The organism is Shewanella sp. SR43-4 (assembly GCF_014163845.1).
Classification (GTDB): domain Bacteria; phylum Pseudomonadota; class Gammaproteobacteria; order Enterobacterales; family Shewanellaceae; genus Shewanella; species Shewanella vesiculosa.
On sequence record NZ_JACJEB010000007.1, the window covers coordinates 71,550 to 90,216 of the forward strand.

The 18,667-nt window shown below is 41.6% G+C and carries 16 protein-coding genes; 15 read left to right on the forward strand and 1 reads right to left on the reverse strand.

Features of this window, described 5'->3' with window-relative positions; genetic code table 11:
- The first annotated feature begins 50 nt into the window (after nt 1-50).
- From luxS to dinB, 13 genes are all read left to right on the forward strand, one after another.
- The gene (gene luxS, locus H5123_RS09785; protein ID WP_124015669.1) at nt 51-560 is read left to right on the forward strand and encodes an S-ribosylhomocysteine lyase; all 510 of its coding nucleotides are present in this window, start codon (nt 51-53) and stop codon (nt 558-560) included.
- A gap of 196 nt (nt 561-756) precedes the next feature.
- Nucleotides 757-2,832 carry a TonB-dependent receptor gene (locus H5123_RS09790; RefSeq protein ID WP_182697844.1) on the forward strand — a complete coding sequence of 692 codons (2,076 nt, stop codon included), beginning with the start codon at nt 757-759 and terminating at the stop codon, nt 2,830-2,832.
- A gap of 456 nt (nt 2,833-3,288) precedes the next feature.
- Nucleotides 3,289-4,623, forward strand: a complete 1,335-nt coding sequence (locus H5123_RS09795; RefSeq protein ID WP_182697845.1) for a Na(+)-translocating NADH-quinone reductase subunit A — start codon at nt 3,289-3,291, stop codon at nt 4,621-4,623.
- On the forward strand, nt 4,623-5,822 hold the full coding sequence (locus tag H5123_RS09800; RefSeq protein ID WP_124015672.1) for an NADH:ubiquinone reductase (Na(+)-transporting) subunit B: 1,200 nt from the start codon (nt 4,623-4,625) through the stop codon (nt 5,820-5,822). The genes H5123_RS09795 and H5123_RS09800 overlap by 1 nt, the downstream gene beginning before the upstream one ends.
- Entirely contained in the window at nt 5,815-6,600 is a 786-nt protein-coding gene (locus tag H5123_RS09805; RefSeq protein ID WP_124015673.1) for a Na(+)-translocating NADH-quinone reductase subunit C, read from the forward strand. The genes H5123_RS09800 and H5123_RS09805 overlap by 8 nt, the downstream gene beginning before the upstream one ends.
- Nucleotides 6,600-7,232 carry an NADH:ubiquinone reductase (Na(+)-transporting) subunit D gene (locus H5123_RS09810; RefSeq protein WP_011636426.1) on the forward strand — a complete coding sequence of 211 codons (633 nt, stop codon included), beginning with the start codon at nt 6,600-6,602 and terminating at the stop codon, nt 7,230-7,232. Before H5123_RS09805 ends, H5123_RS09810 begins: the two co-directional genes overlap by 1 nt.
- 5 nt (nt 7,233-7,237) lie before the next feature.
- A complete protein-coding gene (nqrE, locus tag H5123_RS09815; RefSeq protein ID WP_101085796.1) occupies nt 7,238-7,846 on the forward strand; it encodes an NADH:ubiquinone reductase (Na(+)-transporting) subunit E in 609 nt (202 codons plus the stop codon).
- A 46-nt stretch (nt 7,847-7,892) separates the two neighbouring features.
- Nucleotides 7,893-9,140, forward strand: coding sequence for an NADH:ubiquinone reductase (Na(+)-transporting) subunit F (nqrF, locus tag H5123_RS09820; protein ID WP_124015674.1), 1,248 nt, complete (start codon nt 7,893-7,895; stop codon nt 9,138-9,140).
- A gap of 122 nt (nt 9,141-9,262) precedes the next feature.
- Nucleotides 9,263-10,276, forward strand: coding sequence for an FAD:protein FMN transferase (locus H5123_RS09825; RefSeq protein ID WP_182697846.1), 1,014 nt, complete (start codon nt 9,263-9,265; stop codon nt 10,274-10,276).
- A gap of 85 nt (nt 10,277-10,361) precedes the next feature.
- The gene (gene nqrM / locus H5123_RS09830) at nt 10,362-10,586 is read left to right on the forward strand and encodes a (Na+)-NQR maturation NqrM (protein WP_124015676.1); all 225 of its coding nucleotides are present in this window, start codon (nt 10,362-10,364) and stop codon (nt 10,584-10,586) included.
- Between the two features lie 232 nt (nt 10,587-10,818).
- Complete coding sequence (gene bfr / locus H5123_RS09835; protein ID WP_182697847.1) at nt 10,819-11,289, forward strand: bacterioferritin; 471 nt, start codon at nt 10,819-10,821, stop codon at nt 11,287-11,289.
- A 12-nt stretch (nt 11,290-11,301) separates the two neighbouring features.
- Nucleotides 11,302-11,769 carry a bacterioferritin gene (gene bfr / locus H5123_RS09840; protein ID WP_124015678.1) on the forward strand — a complete coding sequence of 156 codons (468 nt, stop codon included), beginning with the start codon at nt 11,302-11,304 and terminating at the stop codon, nt 11,767-11,769.
- A gap of 136 nt (nt 11,770-11,905) precedes the next feature.
- Nucleotides 11,906-12,985 carry a DNA polymerase IV gene (gene dinB, locus H5123_RS09845; RefSeq protein ID WP_182697848.1) on the forward strand — a complete coding sequence of 360 codons (1,080 nt, stop codon included), beginning with the start codon at nt 11,906-11,908 and terminating at the stop codon, nt 12,983-12,985.
- A 92-nt stretch (nt 12,986-13,077) separates the two neighbouring features.
- Here dinB and H5123_RS09850 read toward each other — a convergent pair whose 3' ends face one another.
- Complete coding sequence (locus H5123_RS09850; RefSeq protein ID WP_182697849.1) at nt 13,078-14,541, reverse strand: aminoacyl-histidine dipeptidase; 1,464 nt, start codon at nt 14,539-14,541, stop codon at nt 13,078-13,080.
- A 182-nt stretch (nt 14,542-14,723) separates the two neighbouring features.
- Between H5123_RS09850 and H5123_RS09855 the strand changes: the two genes are divergently transcribed.
- Together H5123_RS09855 and H5123_RS09860 are read left to right on the forward strand one after the other, a co-directional pair.
- A complete protein-coding gene (locus tag H5123_RS09855) occupies nt 14,724-16,265 on the forward strand; it encodes a leucyl aminopeptidase family protein (protein ID WP_182697850.1) in 1,542 nt (513 codons plus the stop codon).
- A gap of 846 nt (nt 16,266-17,111) precedes the next feature.
- Entirely contained in the window at nt 17,112-18,401 is a 1,290-nt protein-coding gene (locus H5123_RS09860; RefSeq protein ID WP_124017660.1) for an NCS2 family permease, read from the forward strand.
- Nucleotides 18,402-18,667 lie beyond the last annotated feature (266 nt).

Here is an 18,667-nt window from a genome sequence, read left to right on the forward strand (position 1 = left end):
GTTATTAGGCTTTATATTGTAAGATTTTTAAATTTATTTTGGAGAAAGCAATGCCTTTATTAGACAGTTTTACCGTAGACCATACACGTATGAATGCGCCAGCGGTTCGTGTTGCTAAGCATATGAGCACGCCAAGTGGCGATGCTATTACTGTATTCGATTTGCGTTTTTGTGCACCCAATAAAGATATCCTCAGCGAGCGTGGTATTCATACGCTTGAGCATTTATTCGCTGGCTTTATGCGTGATCATTTGAATGGTGATGGTATTGAGATTATTGACATTTCACCTATGGGATGTCGCACAGGTTTTTACATGAGCTTAATTGGTCAACCGACAGAAAGTAACGTTGCTGATGCTTGGTTAGCAGCCATGATTGACGTCACAAATGTGATTGATCAAAAAGATATCCCTGAATTAAATGAGTATCAATGTGGCACATACGAGATGCACTCATTAGAACAAGCTCAAGATATTGCGCGGATGATTATTGCTGCTGGCGTAAGCGTTAACCAAAATGATGATCTCAAACTGAGTGATGAAATTTTAGGTAAATTATAATTCAATTGATTAACTCGGTAATCATAAAGCGGCTTTAGCCGCTTTTTTTGAAAATAGCACATCTCAATGTCGAGTAAACGTTAAAAGTACGCTATTTTTATGTGAAAAAAACCGTTATTGTGATGCTTATGTTTTAGTTAGTAACTTGTCAAATTAAGCGATTTTTGCGTGAACAGACACATATACGGAGATTAATATGTCTAACCACCCATTTAGCCTGTCAGTGATAGCCACCGCAGTGCTTTATGTTTGCTATTCAACCAATGCTGTTGCCGAAACGGTAACAGAGTCTATTGATAAGATTAATAATCAACTTGAGTTGCAGCAGTCATCAATAAGCCAATATCATTATCGTCAGAGTGATATTGTGCTCGGTTTGGCGGGCGCAACAGTATTACCTGCTACACCACATCAAAATGTGATGTTCACCCATGCGGGTGCCACAGACGGTGTTGCTATTTTACAAGATGGAATCTTCTTTTCTCCGGCGCCGTATTCAGGACAGCATCTAGTATTGCAACCTAATTTGTTGCATCAACAACAAGTATCCTTTACGGGGATGACCAGTGTCACCGAAAGCTCTGAAGCCGCTTTTGGTAAATTGGATTATCAGTCTGTACAAATTAGCCCTAAAAAAGCTGCAACTGATGTTAACCTTGAAGGCAGTGATAATAGCGCCATCAATGGTGGTGTCATAGTGAGTGGCACTTCAAAAGAATCTGGTATGTTACTGGCGGTTGATTATCAATCAGCGTCAGACGATGTCGGTTATCGTATTTCGCAAGAGGCCGATACCACCCAAAAAGATATTTTATTTAAAATAGCAGCCAAAAGTTTACCTGGTGCGCGCAACCAACAGACTACCGAATTCAGTTACCAGTATTCATCGCAAGACAGTGATCGCGGAAACTTAGGGCTAACCTCTGCAGATTTCGCCTTAAACCCGACTGCCTTATATTCCGCATCCAGCACAGATAACACAGATGGCGAACGTCAACGTTATGTACTCGCTCATAAGGTGATATTGTCAGCGACGTCAACCATGGATACTGATTTTTACTATCAAACCTATTCGCAACAAACTCAAGAAATGCGTTTTGTTGATGGTGTGCAGATTGATAATGACTCACTAACTGACATTGCGACGTTTGAAACATCACCCACTGTCGATGGCATGAACTTAGGCGCGTTAACGCAAAACAACGACTTTGCTGGCTTTGGTGTGCAAACTAAAGGTGTCACTATGTATGGTCAACATCAAGTGACTTATAGTGCACGTTATCACACCGACAAAGCTGAAATGCGTTTAGGTCAACGAGATTGGTTATGGGGCAATGATTTGGTACTTTTGCCCACCACAGACAATGAATATGCCCTAACATATACTGACGATGCTTCAGCTTTTTCATCTGCGGTAGATACCAAATTAAATTATGGTCAGTGGTCTGTTAACCTTGGTTTAGGTTATGAGCATGTCAGTGTTTCGCGCGAGCTTGGTGATGTAAATACGAGTCTTAATGCTGCTGATTTTTCTGATGATGGCTGGTTGCCATCTATTGAAGTGGCTTATCAGAGTGGGCCTTGGTTAGCCGCGTTACAAGCCAAACAAGCTTGGACCGCCGCATCAGCTGGCAATATTGAGCAAACGGCGCAAGAAGCACTGCAATATCAATTAGCGTTAAGCTATCAACAAGATGCTTTATCGATTGCCATGACGGCTTATATCCATGATTACGATAGCCAGCATGTGAGCTGTTTGCCGGGCATGGTATGTGATTATGAGCAAATATCATTACAAGAGAATATTAAAGATGTCTCAGTTGTCGGCGCAGATTTGAGCATAGCCTATGGCGTTAGTTTTGATAGTTTTTCAATTCCTCTTAAAGCCAAATATCAATATACCCAAGCTGAAACAGATAATGCTAATTGCAATGAGTTGATGGGATGTTTTGCTGCTAATAGTCAACTACCTTGGGTACCTGAACAACAACTGACCTTAAGCTCAGGTGTTGTTTATGGCGACTTTTCTATTATGGCTCAAGCCTTGTATCAATCTGAATTAGGTTATCAAGGTGGCTTCACAAATGAGCGTGCTATCGATAGTCAATGGAAAGTTGATATCGCCGCAACTTACCGTTTGACTGAGCAGCACGAGCTGTATGTTCGTGTAGAGAATTTGTTAGACGAAGAGTTAGTGGCAAATCGCACTGTAATGGGATCCCAAGGACAGTCTGAAATGACGACTTACTTTGGTTATCAAGGCCATTTCTAGAGAATCGTTTATAGGCTAAGGTAAGCTGTAGACATAGTCGATCACAACTGATGTGACTTTGATGTCAAAATACCAATACTCCTCAAGTGATGACTCATTTGGGGAGTATTATTTATGTCACAATTGTTCTCGTGGTTGAACAGCTGAAATTTATTTCTTTAAAATTAATGCGATAGTTTTTTTATCAGATTTTAGTATACGGCATAACCTTGCAGGTTCTTATTCGTTCAGTCTGATCTAAAAATCATTTAGCAAAGTAATGTATTGGTATGAAAACACCTATAATTTTCGTGGCGATAGTCTCATATTTGCGGTAAAATGCGCGCGACCAGCGTGATTACGATCGCATTTTCGAGTTAAATCTGCGCTAGCTCAAACGTGAGGCATTTGTTAATGCTTTGTTTTTGCAGCGGAACGTGGCGCATTGTCTTTCCTTCAAACGTAGTGCTTGTGGATATGATTACAATTAAGAAAGGATTGGAACTGCCTATAGCAGGCGGACCAGAGCAAGTTATCCATAATGGCCCAGCCATTAGACACGTAGCGACTTTGGGTGAAGAGTATATTGGCTTACGTCCAACGATGAAAATCAAAGTGGGCGATAAAGTACAAAAAGGCCAAGTTCTTTTTGAAGATAAAAAGAACTTAGGCGTTAAATATACGGCTTTAGCCAGTGGTACTATTTTAGAAATCAACCGAGGTGCAAGACGTGTACTTCAGTCAGTTGTTATTGCTGTGGAAGGTGACGATAGCGTTACTTTTGCTCAATACGATGCTGATAAGTTAGACACGTTAGACGTACAAGTTGTTCGTGATAATCTGATTGACTCAGGTTTGTGGACTGCTTTACGTACACGCCCTTTCAGTAAAGTGCCGGCTGTAGATGCTACTGCTGCAGGTATTTTTGTTACTGCAATTGATACCCAACCTCTTGCTGCCGATCCTGTGGTAGTCATAGCTCAACATAAAGAAGATTTTGCTAACGGCCTTAAGGTTCTAGCACGATTGACTGAAGGTAAAGTTTACCTATGTAAAGCACAAGGTGCCGATATCCCAGCAGCCAATGCGCAAGTCCAAGAGTTTGCGGGTAAACATCCAGCAGGCCTTGTGGGTACGCATATTCACAACGTTCTTCCAGCTTCTGCAACTCGTACTGTGTGGCATATTGGCTATCAGGATGTGATTGCTTTTGGTCAACTGTTCACTCAAGGTGTATTAAACACTGAACGTGTGGTTGCAATTGGTGGTCCTAAAGCGAAAAAACCTCGTCTAGTTCGTACCGTTTTGGGTGCAAGCATGACTGAACTGACTGCTGATGAAACAGTTGGTGATGGTGTTCGTGTGATTTCGGGCTCAGTGTTAAGCGGTCGCACAGCGGTTGGACCTCAAGCTTATTTGGGGCGCTATCATCAGCAGGTGAGCGTACTGGAAGAAGGGACAGAAAAAGAATTGTTCGGTTGGGCTATGCCTGGCGCAGATAAATTCTCTATCACTCGTGCATTCTTAGGCCACTTAAGCCCATCGCGTCTATTTAATATGACCACTAGCACCTGCGGTTCAGACCGTGCAATGGTACCTATTGGTAACTATGAACGCGTGATGCCTCTAGACATTCTACCTACTATGCTACTTCGTGATTTACTCTCTGGCGATTTTGACGGCGCAGCCCGTTTAGGCGCATTAGAGTTAGATGAAGAAGATTTGGCATTGTGTACGTTCGTATGTCCAGGTAAGTATGACTACGGTTCATATTTGCGTGATTGTTTAGATACGATCGAGAGGGAAGGCTAATGAGTTTGAAAGATTTTATCGAACGTATTGAGCCGCAATTTGAAAAAGGCGGCAAGTACGAAAAGTGGTATGCCCTTTATGAAGCGGCTGCCACAGTATTTTATACTCCGGGTAAAGTGAACAAAGGGGCTACCCACGTTCGCGATAATGTTGACCTAAAACGTATCATGATTACGGTTTGGGCATGTACATTCCCAGCAATGTTTTTTGGTATGTATAACGTAGGCTTACAAGCTCAAGTCGCGATGGCAGCCGGTTTCGGTACGCCAGATGTTTGGCAAGTTGGCTTATTTGAGTTATTTGGCGCTCAACTTACTGCAGACTCTGGCATAACGTCCTTGATGTTCTACGGTGCGTGCTTCTTCCTACCTATCTACGCCGTGACTTTCATCGTCGGTGGTTTTTGGGAAGTGCTATTTGCATCAGTGCGTGGTCATGAAGTTAACGAAGGTTTCTTTGTTACCTCGGTACTATTTGCTCTGACTTTACCGGCTACTATTCCATTGTGGATGGTTGCACTAGGTATTACCTTCGGTGTGGTTGTAGCGAAAGAAATCTTTGGCGGTACAGGGCGTAACTTCTTAAACCCTGCATTGGCTGGTCGAGCTTTCTTGTACTTTGCCTACCCATTAAGCATGTCTGGTGATACTACTTGGGTTGTTGCTGATGGTTATTCAGGTGCAACAGCATTAAGCCAAGCAGCACAAGGTACGTTTGACTATGCCTCAACGGCTAACTGGATTGACTCTTTCATGGGCTTCATTCCTGGTTCAGTCGGTGAAGTCTCTACCTTTGCTATTTTGCTCGGTGGTCTAGTTATCATTTATGCCCGTATTGCCTCTTGGCGAATTGTCAGTGGTGTTTTCTTAGGTATGGTTGCTATTGCGACTTTACTTAACATGATTGGCAGTGACACCAACCCGATGTTTGCAATGCCTTGGTATTGGCACTTAGTGTTAGGTGGATTTGCATTTGGTATGATGTTTATGGCGACAGACCCTGTTTCTGCGTCGTTTACTAATACCGCTAAGTGGGCATACGGTTTCCTTATTGGCGCAATGGTAGTGTTTATCCGTGTGGTTAACCCTGCATTCCCTGAAGGTATTATGTTAGCTATTTTGTTTGCTAACCTATTTGCTCCATTATTTGACCACTTTGTCGTACAGTCAAATATCAAGCGGAGGATTGCTCGTGGCTAGTAATAAAGATTCGTTCGGAAGAACGCTATTTGTTGTTGTCGGCTTATGTCTTATCTGTTCAGTACTGGTTTCGACCGCTGCCGTGGTGTTAAAGCCTATTCAGCAAGAAAATAAGTTACTCGATAAGCAAAAGTATATTCTTGAAGCGGCGAGCCTGATAAATACCAAAGAAGGTAAAGTCACCAAGAAAGAAATCCTAAGCAAGTACGAACAATATGTTGAAGCTCGCTTAGTTGATCTTAAAACCGGTGAGTTTGTTGAAGGTAATGCTAACCTTTATGATCAACGTAAAGCGTCTCGTGATACTGACACTTCGTCTGTGCCAGAAAACGATATTGCCTCGATTAAACGTGTTGCAGATACCGCAGTGGTTTACCTTGTTCATAATGATGAAGGTAAACTGACTAGCGTCATTCTTCCTATTCACGGTTATGGTTTGTGGTCAACCATGTATGCACTTTTGGCACTTGAAGCTGACTTAAATACAGTTCAAGGACTTGTTTACTATGACCAAGGCGAAACGCCTGGTTTAGGTGGCGAAGTTGAAAATCCAAAATGGAAAGCATTGTGGAAAGGTAAGCAGTTATTTGATGCGCAAGGCAATCTGGCGATTAGTGTAACTAAAAACCCTGTAGTGGCGAGTTCTGTTCATGGTGTTGATGCACTTTCCGGTGCAACACTTACCAGTAACGGTGTACAACACTCATTGCAGTTTTGGTTAGGTAAAGAAGGTTTTGCAAACTTTATCGCTAAAGCACACAACGGAGGGTTAAGCTAATGGCTGACGCTAAAGAACTTAAACAGGTTCTAACCGGACCTATTATCAATAACAACCCAATTGCATTGCAAATTCTGGGTGTGTGTAGCGCACTTGCTGTGACCAGTAAGTTAGAAACAGCATTGGTAATGACGATTGCATTAACTGCGGTAACAGCGTTTTCTAACCTGTTTATCTCACTTATCCGTAATCATATTCCAAGCAGTGTGCGTATTATTGTACAGATGACCATTATTGCTTCGTTAGTGATTGTGGTTGACCAAGTATTACAAGCTTATGCCTACGCTATTTCTAAGCAGTTATCGGTGTTCGTTGGCTTAATTATTACTAACTGTATCGTAATGGGTCGTGCTGAAGCTTACGCAATGAAAACCCCGCCTATGATGAGCTTTATGGATGGTATCGGTAACGGTTTAGGTTACGGTGCAATTCTATTGTCTGTCGGCGTAGTGCGTGAACTATTTGGTAATGGTTCATTATTCGGCGTAGAAATCCTCAGTAAAATCTCTGACGGTGGTTGGTATCAACCTAACGGTTTATTACTGCTACCACCGAGTGCATTCTTCTTGATCGGTGGTCTGATCTGGTTGATCCGTACGTATAAGCCAGAGCAAGTTGAAGCAAAAGGGTAAACGCAATGGAACATTATATTAGTTTATTAATTCGCTCCGTTTTCATTGAAAACATGGCGCTAGCGTTCTTCTTAGGTATGTGTACTTTCTTAGCAGTATCAAAGAAAATCACTACTGCGATGGGCCTAGGTGTTGCAGTTATCGTGGTACTGGCTATTTCGGTTCCTGCTAACCAAATTATTTATCAAGGTCTGTTAGCTCCAGGTGCTCTAGCTTGGGCTGGTTTCCCTGATGCTGATTTGAGCTTCTTGAAGTTCATCACCTTTATCGGTGTGATTGCAGCACTTGTGCAAATTTTGGAAATGGCTTTAGACAAGTATTTTCCACCTTTGTACAACGCGTTGGGTATTTTCTTACCTTTGATTACCGTGAACTGTGCAATTTTCGGTGCAGTATCTTTCATGGTAGAGCGTGATTATAACCTTGGCGAGAGCGTAGTATTTGGTATTGGCTCTGGTATTGGTTGGGCGTTAGCAATCGTATTGCTAGCCGGTATCCGTGAAAAGATGAAATATTCTGACGTGCCAAATGGCTTACGAGGCTTAGGGATTACCTTCGTTTCTGCAGGTCTTATGGCTCTAGGTTTCATGTCATTCTCAGGTGTTTCTCTGTAAGAGTCACTGAGACGACGCATTAATTTGAACCTTTAAGGATAAGTGAATGGGTATTCTTGAATCTACTCCACTAGAAGTCTATCTAGGTGTGAGTATGTTTACTGTGATTGTCTTGGTTTTGGTGTTAGTGATTTTATTCGCTAAATCAAAACTAGTGGCAAGCGGTGATATCATTATTGGTATTAACGGCGACGCAGATAAAGCAATTAAAACAGGTGCTGGCGGCAAGTTACTTGGCGTTTTAGCAGACAACGGCATCTTCGTATCAAGTGCTTGTGGTGGCGGTGGCTCATGTGGTCAGTGTCGTGTGAATATTAAGTCTGGTGGTGGTGATATTCTGCCAACCGAACTTGATCACATTAGCAAGGGCGAAGCTCGTCAAGGTTGTCGTTTATCTTGTCAGGTAAACGTTAAATCTGATATGGAAATTGAACTTGATGAAGAAATCTTCGGCATCAAGAAATGGGAATGTGCTGTTATCTCTAACGATAACAAAGCGACGTTCATTAAAGAACTTAAGCTGCAAATTCCTGATGGCGAGTCTGTGCCTTTCCGCGCCGGTGGTTACATTCAGATTGAAGCGCCTGCTCATCATATTAAGTATGCTGAGTTTGAAGTGCCTGATAAGTATCGTGGTGACTGGGAACACTTTGGTTTCTTCAAGTTAGAGTCTAAAGTAGACGAAGAAACTATTCGTGCTTACTCTATGGCTAACTATCCAGAAGAGTTTGGGATTATTATGTTGAACGTGCGTATTGCTACGCCACCGCCACGTAATTTAACCTTGCCTTGCGGTAAAATGTCTTCATATATTTGGAGCTTAAAAGCCGGTGATAAAGTGACTATTTCTGGTCCATTTGGTGAGTTCTTCGCTAAAGATACCGATGCAGAAATGGTATTTATTGGTGGCGGTGCAGGTATGGCCCCGATGCGCTCACATATTTTTGACCAATTAAAGCGTCTTAAATCTAAGCGTAAGATCAGTTTCTGGTACGGTGCGCGTTCTCAACGTGAAATGTTCTATGTAGAAGACTTTGATGGCTTAGCGGCTGAAAATGAGAACTTCAAATGGCATGTCGCGTTATCAGATCCGCAAGCAGAAGATAACTGGACTGGTTATACTGGATTTATCCATAACGTATTGTATGAAAACTATTTACGTGACCATGATGCGCCAGAAGATTGTGAGTTCTACATGTGTGGACCTCCAATGATGAACGCAGCTGTTATTGGTATGCTAAAAGATTTAGGTGTCGAAGACGAAAATATCTTATTAGATGATTTCGGTGGTTAATGAGTTAACCCATAACATCGACATGTAAGTCATGAGATTGCAGCAGTGCAGACAGGGTGGTTAAACACAGGTCTCGCATGCTGCAATTTTTTTTGTTCATTTAATACAAGTGTAAATTTGAGATGACTGTAAATTCAATCAAGTTACTGCTATTGCCAGCGGTTTTATTAATCGTGAGTGCATGTAGCTCTCCAGAGCCTATTATTTCATTATCTGGCAGTACAATGGGTACCACTTATCATATTAAAGTGGTCAGTAATAAAAGCTTACCCGAACCACAACTACTGCAAGCTGAAATTGACATGGCATTGGAGGTGGTTAACGATCAAATGTCGACTTACCGTCCTGACTCAGAACTGTCTAAGTTTAATCAATTGCAGGTGCAGCAGAGCGTTAGCGTCTCGGCCGATACAATTAAGGTGATTAAAGAGGGCATGCGTCTTTATAATGAGACTGATGGTGCATTAGATATCACTTTAGGCCCAGTGGTTAATTTATGGGGATTTGGTCCCGATAAGCGCCCTATATCAGAACCTACTCAAGCTCAAATTGATGCAGCAAAAGCTAAAATGGGCATACATGAGCTGTCTGTAAACGGTTTGACATTAACCAAGCATAATGCAGATTTGTATGTCGATTTATCTTCAATTGCCAAAGGTTTTGGCGTCGACAAGGTTGCCGCTTTATTAGATAAATATCATGTATCTGGTTATTTAGTTGAAATTGGTGGCGAACTGAATGTCAAAGGAACTAAGAGTGATAATACCCCTTGGCGAGTAGCTGTAGAGCAACCAACCAGCGAAGGTCAAGCGGTTCAGCAAATCATTGAACCTGGCACTATGTCATTGGCAACTTCGGGTGATTATCGTAACTTTTATCAAGAAAATGGTGAGCGCTTCTCACATTTAATTGATCCTCGTACCGGCTATCCAATAAAGCATCAATTAGCTTCAGCAACCGTGTTACACTCTAGTTGTATGACCGCAGATGGATATGCAACGGCCATGATGGTGTTAGGTACAGAGGCTTCATTGGCGTTAGCTAAAAAGAACAATTTAGCGGTAATGTTGATAGAGAAGCAAGAGCAGGGATATCAGGTCTATTACAGTGATGCGTTTAAATCGTATCTTAAGTAGCTTGCTTATTTTTAAACTGGTTGATTGAGCTACTAATTTATTGAACCAGTTTACCCTAATCTGAATGAGTCAATAGGAGTTTGTGATGAGTACATTTATTGCAGCGTTTGTGGTTTTATTATTATTTTTTTTGCTAATGTCCATTGGCTATATCGTAAAGAAAAAAGCGGTAGAAGGCAGTTGCGGTGGTTTAGGTGTTTTAGGTATAGAGAAAGCCTGTGACTGTGATGATCCATGTGATAAACGCAAACGCCGTATGGAAAAAGAGCAAGCTCGAAATAAGTTGCTTAACCAAAATCGTATTATTTAACCTCGTTAATTATTTTAAGCTTAGGTTGTTTCACTAATGCTTTGTAAAGAGCCTTCATTTTGAAGGCTTTTTTTATGCTTGAGTATTGCTGGCCAGTTACAAAGCTTAGTTATAATGATAATGGTTATCAATTGTAAGTGTGTGAAAATAAAGGATAATTTGCATTTTACCCTATAGTGTTTTATTCTGTTTGTAATTGATCAAGATCACATTACTTCTCGAGGACACTACTATGAAAGGTCATCCTAAAGTCATCAGCCAACTCAATCGTGTACTTACTTGTGAGCTGACCGCTATTAACCAATACTTTTTACATGCTCGTATGTTTAAGCATTGGGGATTGGAAAAGCTTAATGAGAAAGAATATAAAAAATCGATTGAAGACATGAAGCATGCTGACAAGCTGATTGAACGTGTATTGTTTCTTGAAGGTTTACCTAACCTACAACAGTTAGATAAATTGCGTATTGGTGAACATGCTGAAGAAATGCTTAGCTGCGATCTCACTGCGTTAACGGAACAAATTGCCATTTTGCGTGAAGCCATTAAGGTATGCGAAACTCAGCAAGATTATGTTAGTCGCGATTTAATGGAAGATTTACTCGAAGATGAAGAAGAGCATTTAGATTGGATTGAATCACAACAAGAGCTCATCATTCAAACGGGTATTCAAAATTACCTTCAATCACAAATTAACGATTAATAGGACATTATTATGAAAGGTCATCCAGAAGTCATCGATGCGCTCAATAGTTTATTAACCGGCGAATTATCTGCTATGGATCAATATTTTGTCCATGCTCACATGTATGAGGATTGGGGATTTAACGAACTTTATACCCGTATTCTACATGAATCAGACGATGAAAAATTACATGCAGCTAAGTTGATCCAACGTATTTTATTTTTAGAAGGCACTCCAGATGTTGCCAGTCGTGAAGCGCTCAACATAGGTAAAGATGTGCAACAAATGCTACAAAATGATCTTGCATATGAATACCATGTGGCTGATCATTTACGTAAGGTTATCGGCTTATGTGAGCAAAAGGCTGATTACCAAACCCGTGAAATTTTAGAAGTGTTATTAGATGACACTGAATCTGATCATATGTATTGGTTAGAAAAGCAATTAGGTCTTATTGAACGTATTGGTTTACAGAACTATTTACAGACTAAAATGTAACGACTTAGTCGACACGTTACATGTTAATAAAGCCCAACTCTGTTTGGGCTTTTTTGTGTTCGTGAGACAATGATTGAATACTGTTTTTATATACAGTATCATTGTTTTTAATTGAGTAAATGATGATGGTTATAGAATGCGTAAAATCATTCACATCGATATGGATTGTTATTTTGCTGCGGTAGAAATGCGCGATTTTCCTGAATTACGAGGAAAGCCCATTGCTGTTGGCGGCAGAAGTGATCGCCGCGGTGTGATAAGTACCTGCAGTTATGAGGCCCGCAAATTTGGCGTGCGAAGTGCTATGTCCAGTTATCATGCACTGCAGCTGTGTCCGCAGTTAATTTTAGTGCCAGGGCGCATGGATGTATATAAATCGGTGTCTGTGCAAATACGTGAGATCTTTCATCGATACACAGATCTTGTCGAACCCTTGTCTCTAGACGAAGCTTATCTTGATGTGACTGATTGCGATGCTCACCAAGGCAGTGCCACGTTAATTGCCAAGGCTATTCGAAATGATATATTTGAGACCACAGGTTTAACCGCTTCAGCGGGTATTGCACCGATTAAGTTTTTAGCTAAAATCGCTTCCGATTTAAATAAACCCAATGGTCAATATGTCATCACTCCTAATCAAATTAGTGATTTTGTAAGAGATCTTCCTCTGAGTAAAATTCCTGGCGTCGGTAAAGTCACTTCAAAAAAGTTAGCTGATATTGGCTTAACCACCTGCTATGACGTGCAACAGTATCCAAAAGCGCAATTAATTGAGGTATTTGGCAAATTTGGTCATGTATTAGCTGAGCGATCACAAGGGATAGATCCAAGACAAATTAGTCCGCATCGGGTACGAAAGTCTGTTGGGGTTGAAACTACGTTAGCCAAAGACATTTTTACCTTAGAGCAATGCCGTCAAGTATTACCACAGCTTATCCAAGAACTGAGTGCTCGGGTTCATCGCAGTGCTAAAGATAGACAGATCCACAAGCAAGTTGTGAAGCTGAAATTTAATGATTTTAAACAGACCACCATCGAACATCGCAGTGATGAAATGTCGATTAATTTGTTTCATGATTTACTGCAACAGGCTCTGCAGCGCAGTCAAGGGCGAGGTATTCGCTTATTGGGGGTTAGTGTTGGTTTAGCTGATACAACATTGGCTGTTACAGATAATCCAGTGGCACATATTACTCAGCTTGATTTGCAGTTTTAAAGGTTAGAGTCGCAATGAAAACGCTCAAGTCTAAAACTAAAAAACGACATTTCTGTCGTTTTTTAGTTTTACGCATTAATCATCGCTACTGATTACGCTTCTTTAGCTGGAATACGCTCTAATACGGCAAGTAGCAATTCCCAGTACTGACCAACAGTGGTGATGTTGACCATTTCATCAGGGCTATGTGGATAACGAATAGTCGGCCCAATAGAGACCATGTCCATTAGTGGATAAGGCTCTTTAAATAAACCACATTCTAGACCAGCATGGATAACCATCACGGTTGGATCTTTTTTATAAATATCGTTATAGGTGTCTCGCACAATTGCCATTACAGGTGAGCTAGTATCTGGTTTCCACCCCGGGTAAGCACCGCTTAAATCAATGCTAGCACCCGATAGGTTTGATAGTGCGGTTAGCATACCGGTGACTTCTTCACGACCTGAATCAATTAATGAACGAATAAGGCATAATATTTCTACGCTTTCATCTTCAGTGCTGATCACGCCTATATTTAGTGATGTTTCAGTGACGCCTTCCACTTCATCACTCATGCGCATTACGCCGTTAGGGCAAGCATGTAATAAGTCGATTAAGGTATTTTGCGCTTCTTCGCCCATGACTTTGGTGGGTGCATCTATGGTGGCTAAGCTCAGTAGCATGCCTGGGTCTGCAACGGCTAATTCTTCACGAACTAGGGCTTGGAACGATTCAATGGCTTGCTTTAGTGCGTCAATATTTTCTGCTGGTAGCATAAATTGCACGTTAGCTTCACGCGGAATGGCATTACGCAGCGAGCCACCACTAAAGCTAACTAGCTCTAGGGCTAATTCGTCACTGTATTTAAACAAAAAGCGCGCTAATAACTTATTGGCATTACCACGTCCAAGGTGAATATTAACCCCAGAGTGACCGCCTTTTAATCCTGACATGGTCAGTGAAAAGCTGGCGTTGCTTTGTTCTGGTGCTTGCCAAGACATTGGTACACTTATCTGTGCATCAACACCTCCAGCACAACCCATGTAGATTTCACCTTCTTGCTCAGAGTCGGTGTTGATTAAGATTTCTGCATCAAGGTAACCGGCTTCTAAACCAAAAGCGCCCGTCATGCCAGCTTCTTCATCAATGGTGAGCAGTACTTCGAGTGGCCCGTGCTTAATGTCTTTACTGCCTAAAACAGCCAGCGCCGAAGACATACCAATACCGTTATCAGAGCCTAAGGTTGTTCCTCTAGCTTTAACCCAATCACCGTCTACATAAGCTTCAATCGGATCGGTTTCAAAGTTATGTACTTTGTCGGCATTTTTTTGCGGCACCATATCAATGTGCGCTTGTAACACCACGATTTTACAGTTTTCCATTCCTGCTGTGGCAGGCTTACGGATGATCAAGTTACCGACTTTGTCTTCAACAACCGCAAGGCCTTGAGCTTTTGCCCATTGCTGAATATGTTGTGATAACGCATGTTCATGCTTTGATGGATGTGGAATAGCGCAAATTTGTTCAAACCATTGCCATAGAGGCTGAGGATATAATTGAGTTAATGCAGTCACGAAACGCCCTCTAAGATGAAATCAAGTCGATATACGACACAGAATATAACTGCAATTATTTTAACATATTCTGCGCAGTTACTTGATATTGCGATACCGATTTGCCAAGGTTTAGTCCACAAATCTGTAAATAATTATGAACCCACTAATTTATCTGTATTCCTAAAGAGTAAGGATCTTGTATGACCCAAGTGAATAAAGCGGTTACCGCGTTCCAAGTGCCAATTATTGATGTCACAAGTGATGGGGCTATTTTTGAAGGCGAAGGTTGGGACGCTGTTGTCGTGATAGCGACGAGTTTAGCTGAGATTAAACAAGATGAAGTGAGTTTGCTTGCTGCACACGCCCGCCAAATTGATATGCGTGTCGGTAAAAGTGCCACGCTCCTTTTTGCACCAGGGTTGGCCGGTGGTCGATTGATCATCTCTCCAGTGGCTGATAGCGGCAATGAGTATAGCGATGTGAGGATCTTTGCCAAAGCTGCTCGAGAAGGGATTGCCATTGCTAAAGCCGCGGGTGCCACTAAACCTTTATTAGTTGTACCAAGTGTAACGGACAAGCGTTTTGCTAATGCTGAACAAGTTGCCGCACTAGCTTGTGGACAAGAGCTTTGGCAACCGTTAGAAGCACGAGAAGCAAAGTCTTTGCCACCGAGTTTAACCGCGATTGGACTATTGAATACCGCCACCCATAGTTTATTACTTAATGCGGCAGAGTCTGGACGAGTATTGGCGCGCGATCTTTGTGGTACAGAACCTGAGCGTATGTCGGCTATTGGGTTTGCACAATATTGTGTTGATGCTTTTGCTGATAGCGGTTTGGCTGTATCTGTGATTGATCAAGCCGAGCAGTTAAAAGCGCAATATCCATTATTAAGCGCTGTTGGCAGAAGCTCTTTTGATGTGGCTCGTCATCATCCACGAGTGGTAAAGCTTGAATATGTTGGTGAAGGCACTATTACCAAAACCTTATTCTTTGCGGGTAAAGGCGTGGTTTACGACACTGGTGGCGCTGATATTAAAGTTGCCGGGTCAATGGCTGGCATGAGCCGTGATAAAGGTGGCGCAGCTGCGGTTGCCGGTTTAATGAAGGCGCTATCGATACTTAAACCTAAAGGGATCAAAGTGGTCGCCGAGCTTGGGTTAGTGAGAAACAGTATTGGCAGTGATGCATTTGTTACCGATGAAATTATTGCCAGTCACGCAGGTGTGCGAGTCCGTATAGGTAATACCGATGCTGAAGGACGTTTAGTGCTAGCCGATTTGTTATCCCATTTACGTTTACAGGCTCAAACTGCGGTGAATCCACAATTGTTTTCGGTGGCGACGTTAACCGGTCATGTTGTTCGAGCCTACGGTGGTTACCCTGCATTAGTTGAAAATAGCGCGGCTAAAAAGCAAGGTGTTGCAGCGACATTAGCTGAAGTGGGGCAATTATGGGGGGAACCATTTGAGGTTTCACAATTACGTCCAGAAGACTTTGATAAAGTTGCCGATAAAAATGGCGCTGCAGATGTGGTGTCATCGAATAATGGTCCGTCTTCAATTACGGCTCGTGGGCATCAATATCCTGCCGCTTTCTTGATAAAAGCGTCTGGATTAGCCGAAACAGAACTGGCATTTACCCATATCGATATTGCAGGCAGTGCTGTTGAGGGCGATCCTCTCTACGGAAAGCCAACTGCAAGCCCTTTGGTTGCTTTATTACGGTTTTCACTTTTGTAGGTGATTCATTGTTAAGTTGTTGTAAGTATTGGTGTTACTTTAACGATCACATGCCGATAACAATGGGTTAACATAGTTTTAATCAGAAATTATTGTAATTAAATCACTTTTAATGAAGTTTTTGTGAATTAAAGCAAATAATACTTGTAATTAAATTACAGTTTTGTATAATTCATTTCGTCGGCAAGGATTATCATTGCCGGCTCTAGTTAATCCAGGATGGATATAGCCTCCAAGGATCTGAGTGACAAGTTGTCTCAATGGATTTGAGAAATGTACGTTCCAGGGAACCGAGCCAAGCTTTACTAGGTTTATGCAACTTAACTTTATTCAGGAGAAGACCATGTCTTATACAGGTAGCAGCAAATTTTATTGGCAAAACACTTGGTTTGCTGATGTGACAGTTTTACGTGGCGGTATATTCGCCATGAAACGTTAAGAATTGACCCTCTTTACGTCGTTTTAATATCCATCAACCTTTTGTTCGTCTCGTTTGACGGTTTAGACAAGGTAATAAACTAATAGATTTATTACCACATCACATTCAGTGGTGCTAGCTTTCCTTTCCCCATACGGAATGCTTGTAACATGTCTGCCTACTCTTTTGAGTAGGCTTTTTTTTACCTGAAATTTAGCCAATTGGTTAGTGCGTTATATAAAAAACTGAAATCTTTCAATAAAAAGGCAATTGATAGCTATCAAGGTCGTAAGTACTTATAATTTCCCGCTGATTCACACCTATCCTGCGTAAAGATGTCGGCTTAGCATGTAAGCATGCCTTATCCTCATCTGTAACGATTAAAACGATAAACTCAACGTTAACCTTTGCCCAAGGACCTTCGCTCCATGTTAGAAAAATTATTTAAACTTAAACAACACAACACGAGTCTTAAACAAGAAGCGATAGCCGGTCTTACTACTTTCTTAACCATGGCCTACATTATTTTCGTCAACCCTATGATGCTTGCTGATGCAGGAATGGATCATGGTGCGGTATTTGTTGCCACATGTTTAGCCGCTGCCATAGGGTGCTTAGTTATGGGCTTATTGGCTAATTACCCTATCGCATTAGCGCCTGGTATGGGGCTTAATGCTTTTTTCACTTACACTGTAGTAGGTGAAATGGGTTATAGCTGGGAAACGGCCCTTGGTGCGGTGTTCATGTCTGGGGTGTGCTTCTTAATTCTATCTCTAGTTAGGATCCGCGAGTGGATTGTTAACTGTATTCCTATGTCATTGCGATTTGGTATCGCGGCAGGTATTGGTTTATTTTTAGCATTAATTGGCTTAAAAAATGCCGGCATAGTTGTGGCAAGTCCTGCAACATTAGTGACTATGGGTGACATTACCTCATTTCCAGCCTTGATGGCGGCGTTAGGTTTCTTCTTAATTATTGCTATGGTGCATCGTGGCCTGAAAGCGGCAGTTATTTTTAGTATTTTGATCGTGACGGCTCTCGGCATGATTTTTGGTGACGTACAGTATCAAGGCTTAGTTGCTATGCCACCGTCTATTGCTCCTACATTCATGAAAATGGACTTGTCTAGTGTATTAGAAATTAGCATGTTATCTGTAGTCTTTGCTTTTTTGTTTGTTGATTTATTCGATACATCCGGCACCTTAGTTGCTGTTGCACAACGTGGTGGATTACTGGATGAAAAAGGCCGCTTGCCGCGAGTTAAACGTGCATTAACAGCAGACAGTGTTGCCACCATTACCGGTGCGGCATTGGGTACATCAACGACGACTAGCTATATTGAAAGTATTGCAGGGGTAAGTGCTGGCGGCCGCACAGGTTTAACCGCTGTGGTGGTTGGATTGTTGTTTGTTGCGGCGTTATTTTTATCGCCGTTAGCTGCTATGGTGCCAGCTTATGCAACAACTGGTACCTTGTTTTACGTGGCTATTTTAATGATGTCGGGTCTGGTGAATGTTGATTGGGAAGATATAACGGAAGCCGCTCCAGTGGTGGTGACATGTTTATTAATGCCGTTAACTTTCTCTATTGCCAATGCTATTGGCCTTGGGTTTATTTCTTACGCTGCAATCAAATTGATGACAGGACGTTTTAAAGATTTAAATTCAGGTATTTTAGTTGTAGCAGCATTGTTTGTGGCGAAATTTATTTATAGTTAATCCGTTGCCCATCAATAGGGTAAATGGTTATAAATTGGCTTAGGCCAATACAAAAAAGGGCTATTAGCCCTTTTTTTGTTTTTCTAATAAGGCGCCAATAGCCAAGCTATTTAAGCTTAATGAAACTGAGTTAGCAGGATGAGAGACTGTTTGATAACCATTTATTAACCTGAAAATAGTTAATCTCGATAAATATTCCACTATTAGCGGCTTTCACTATGAATTATCGAGTGAATTGGGTATAAAAATGAACTGAATATTTTTTG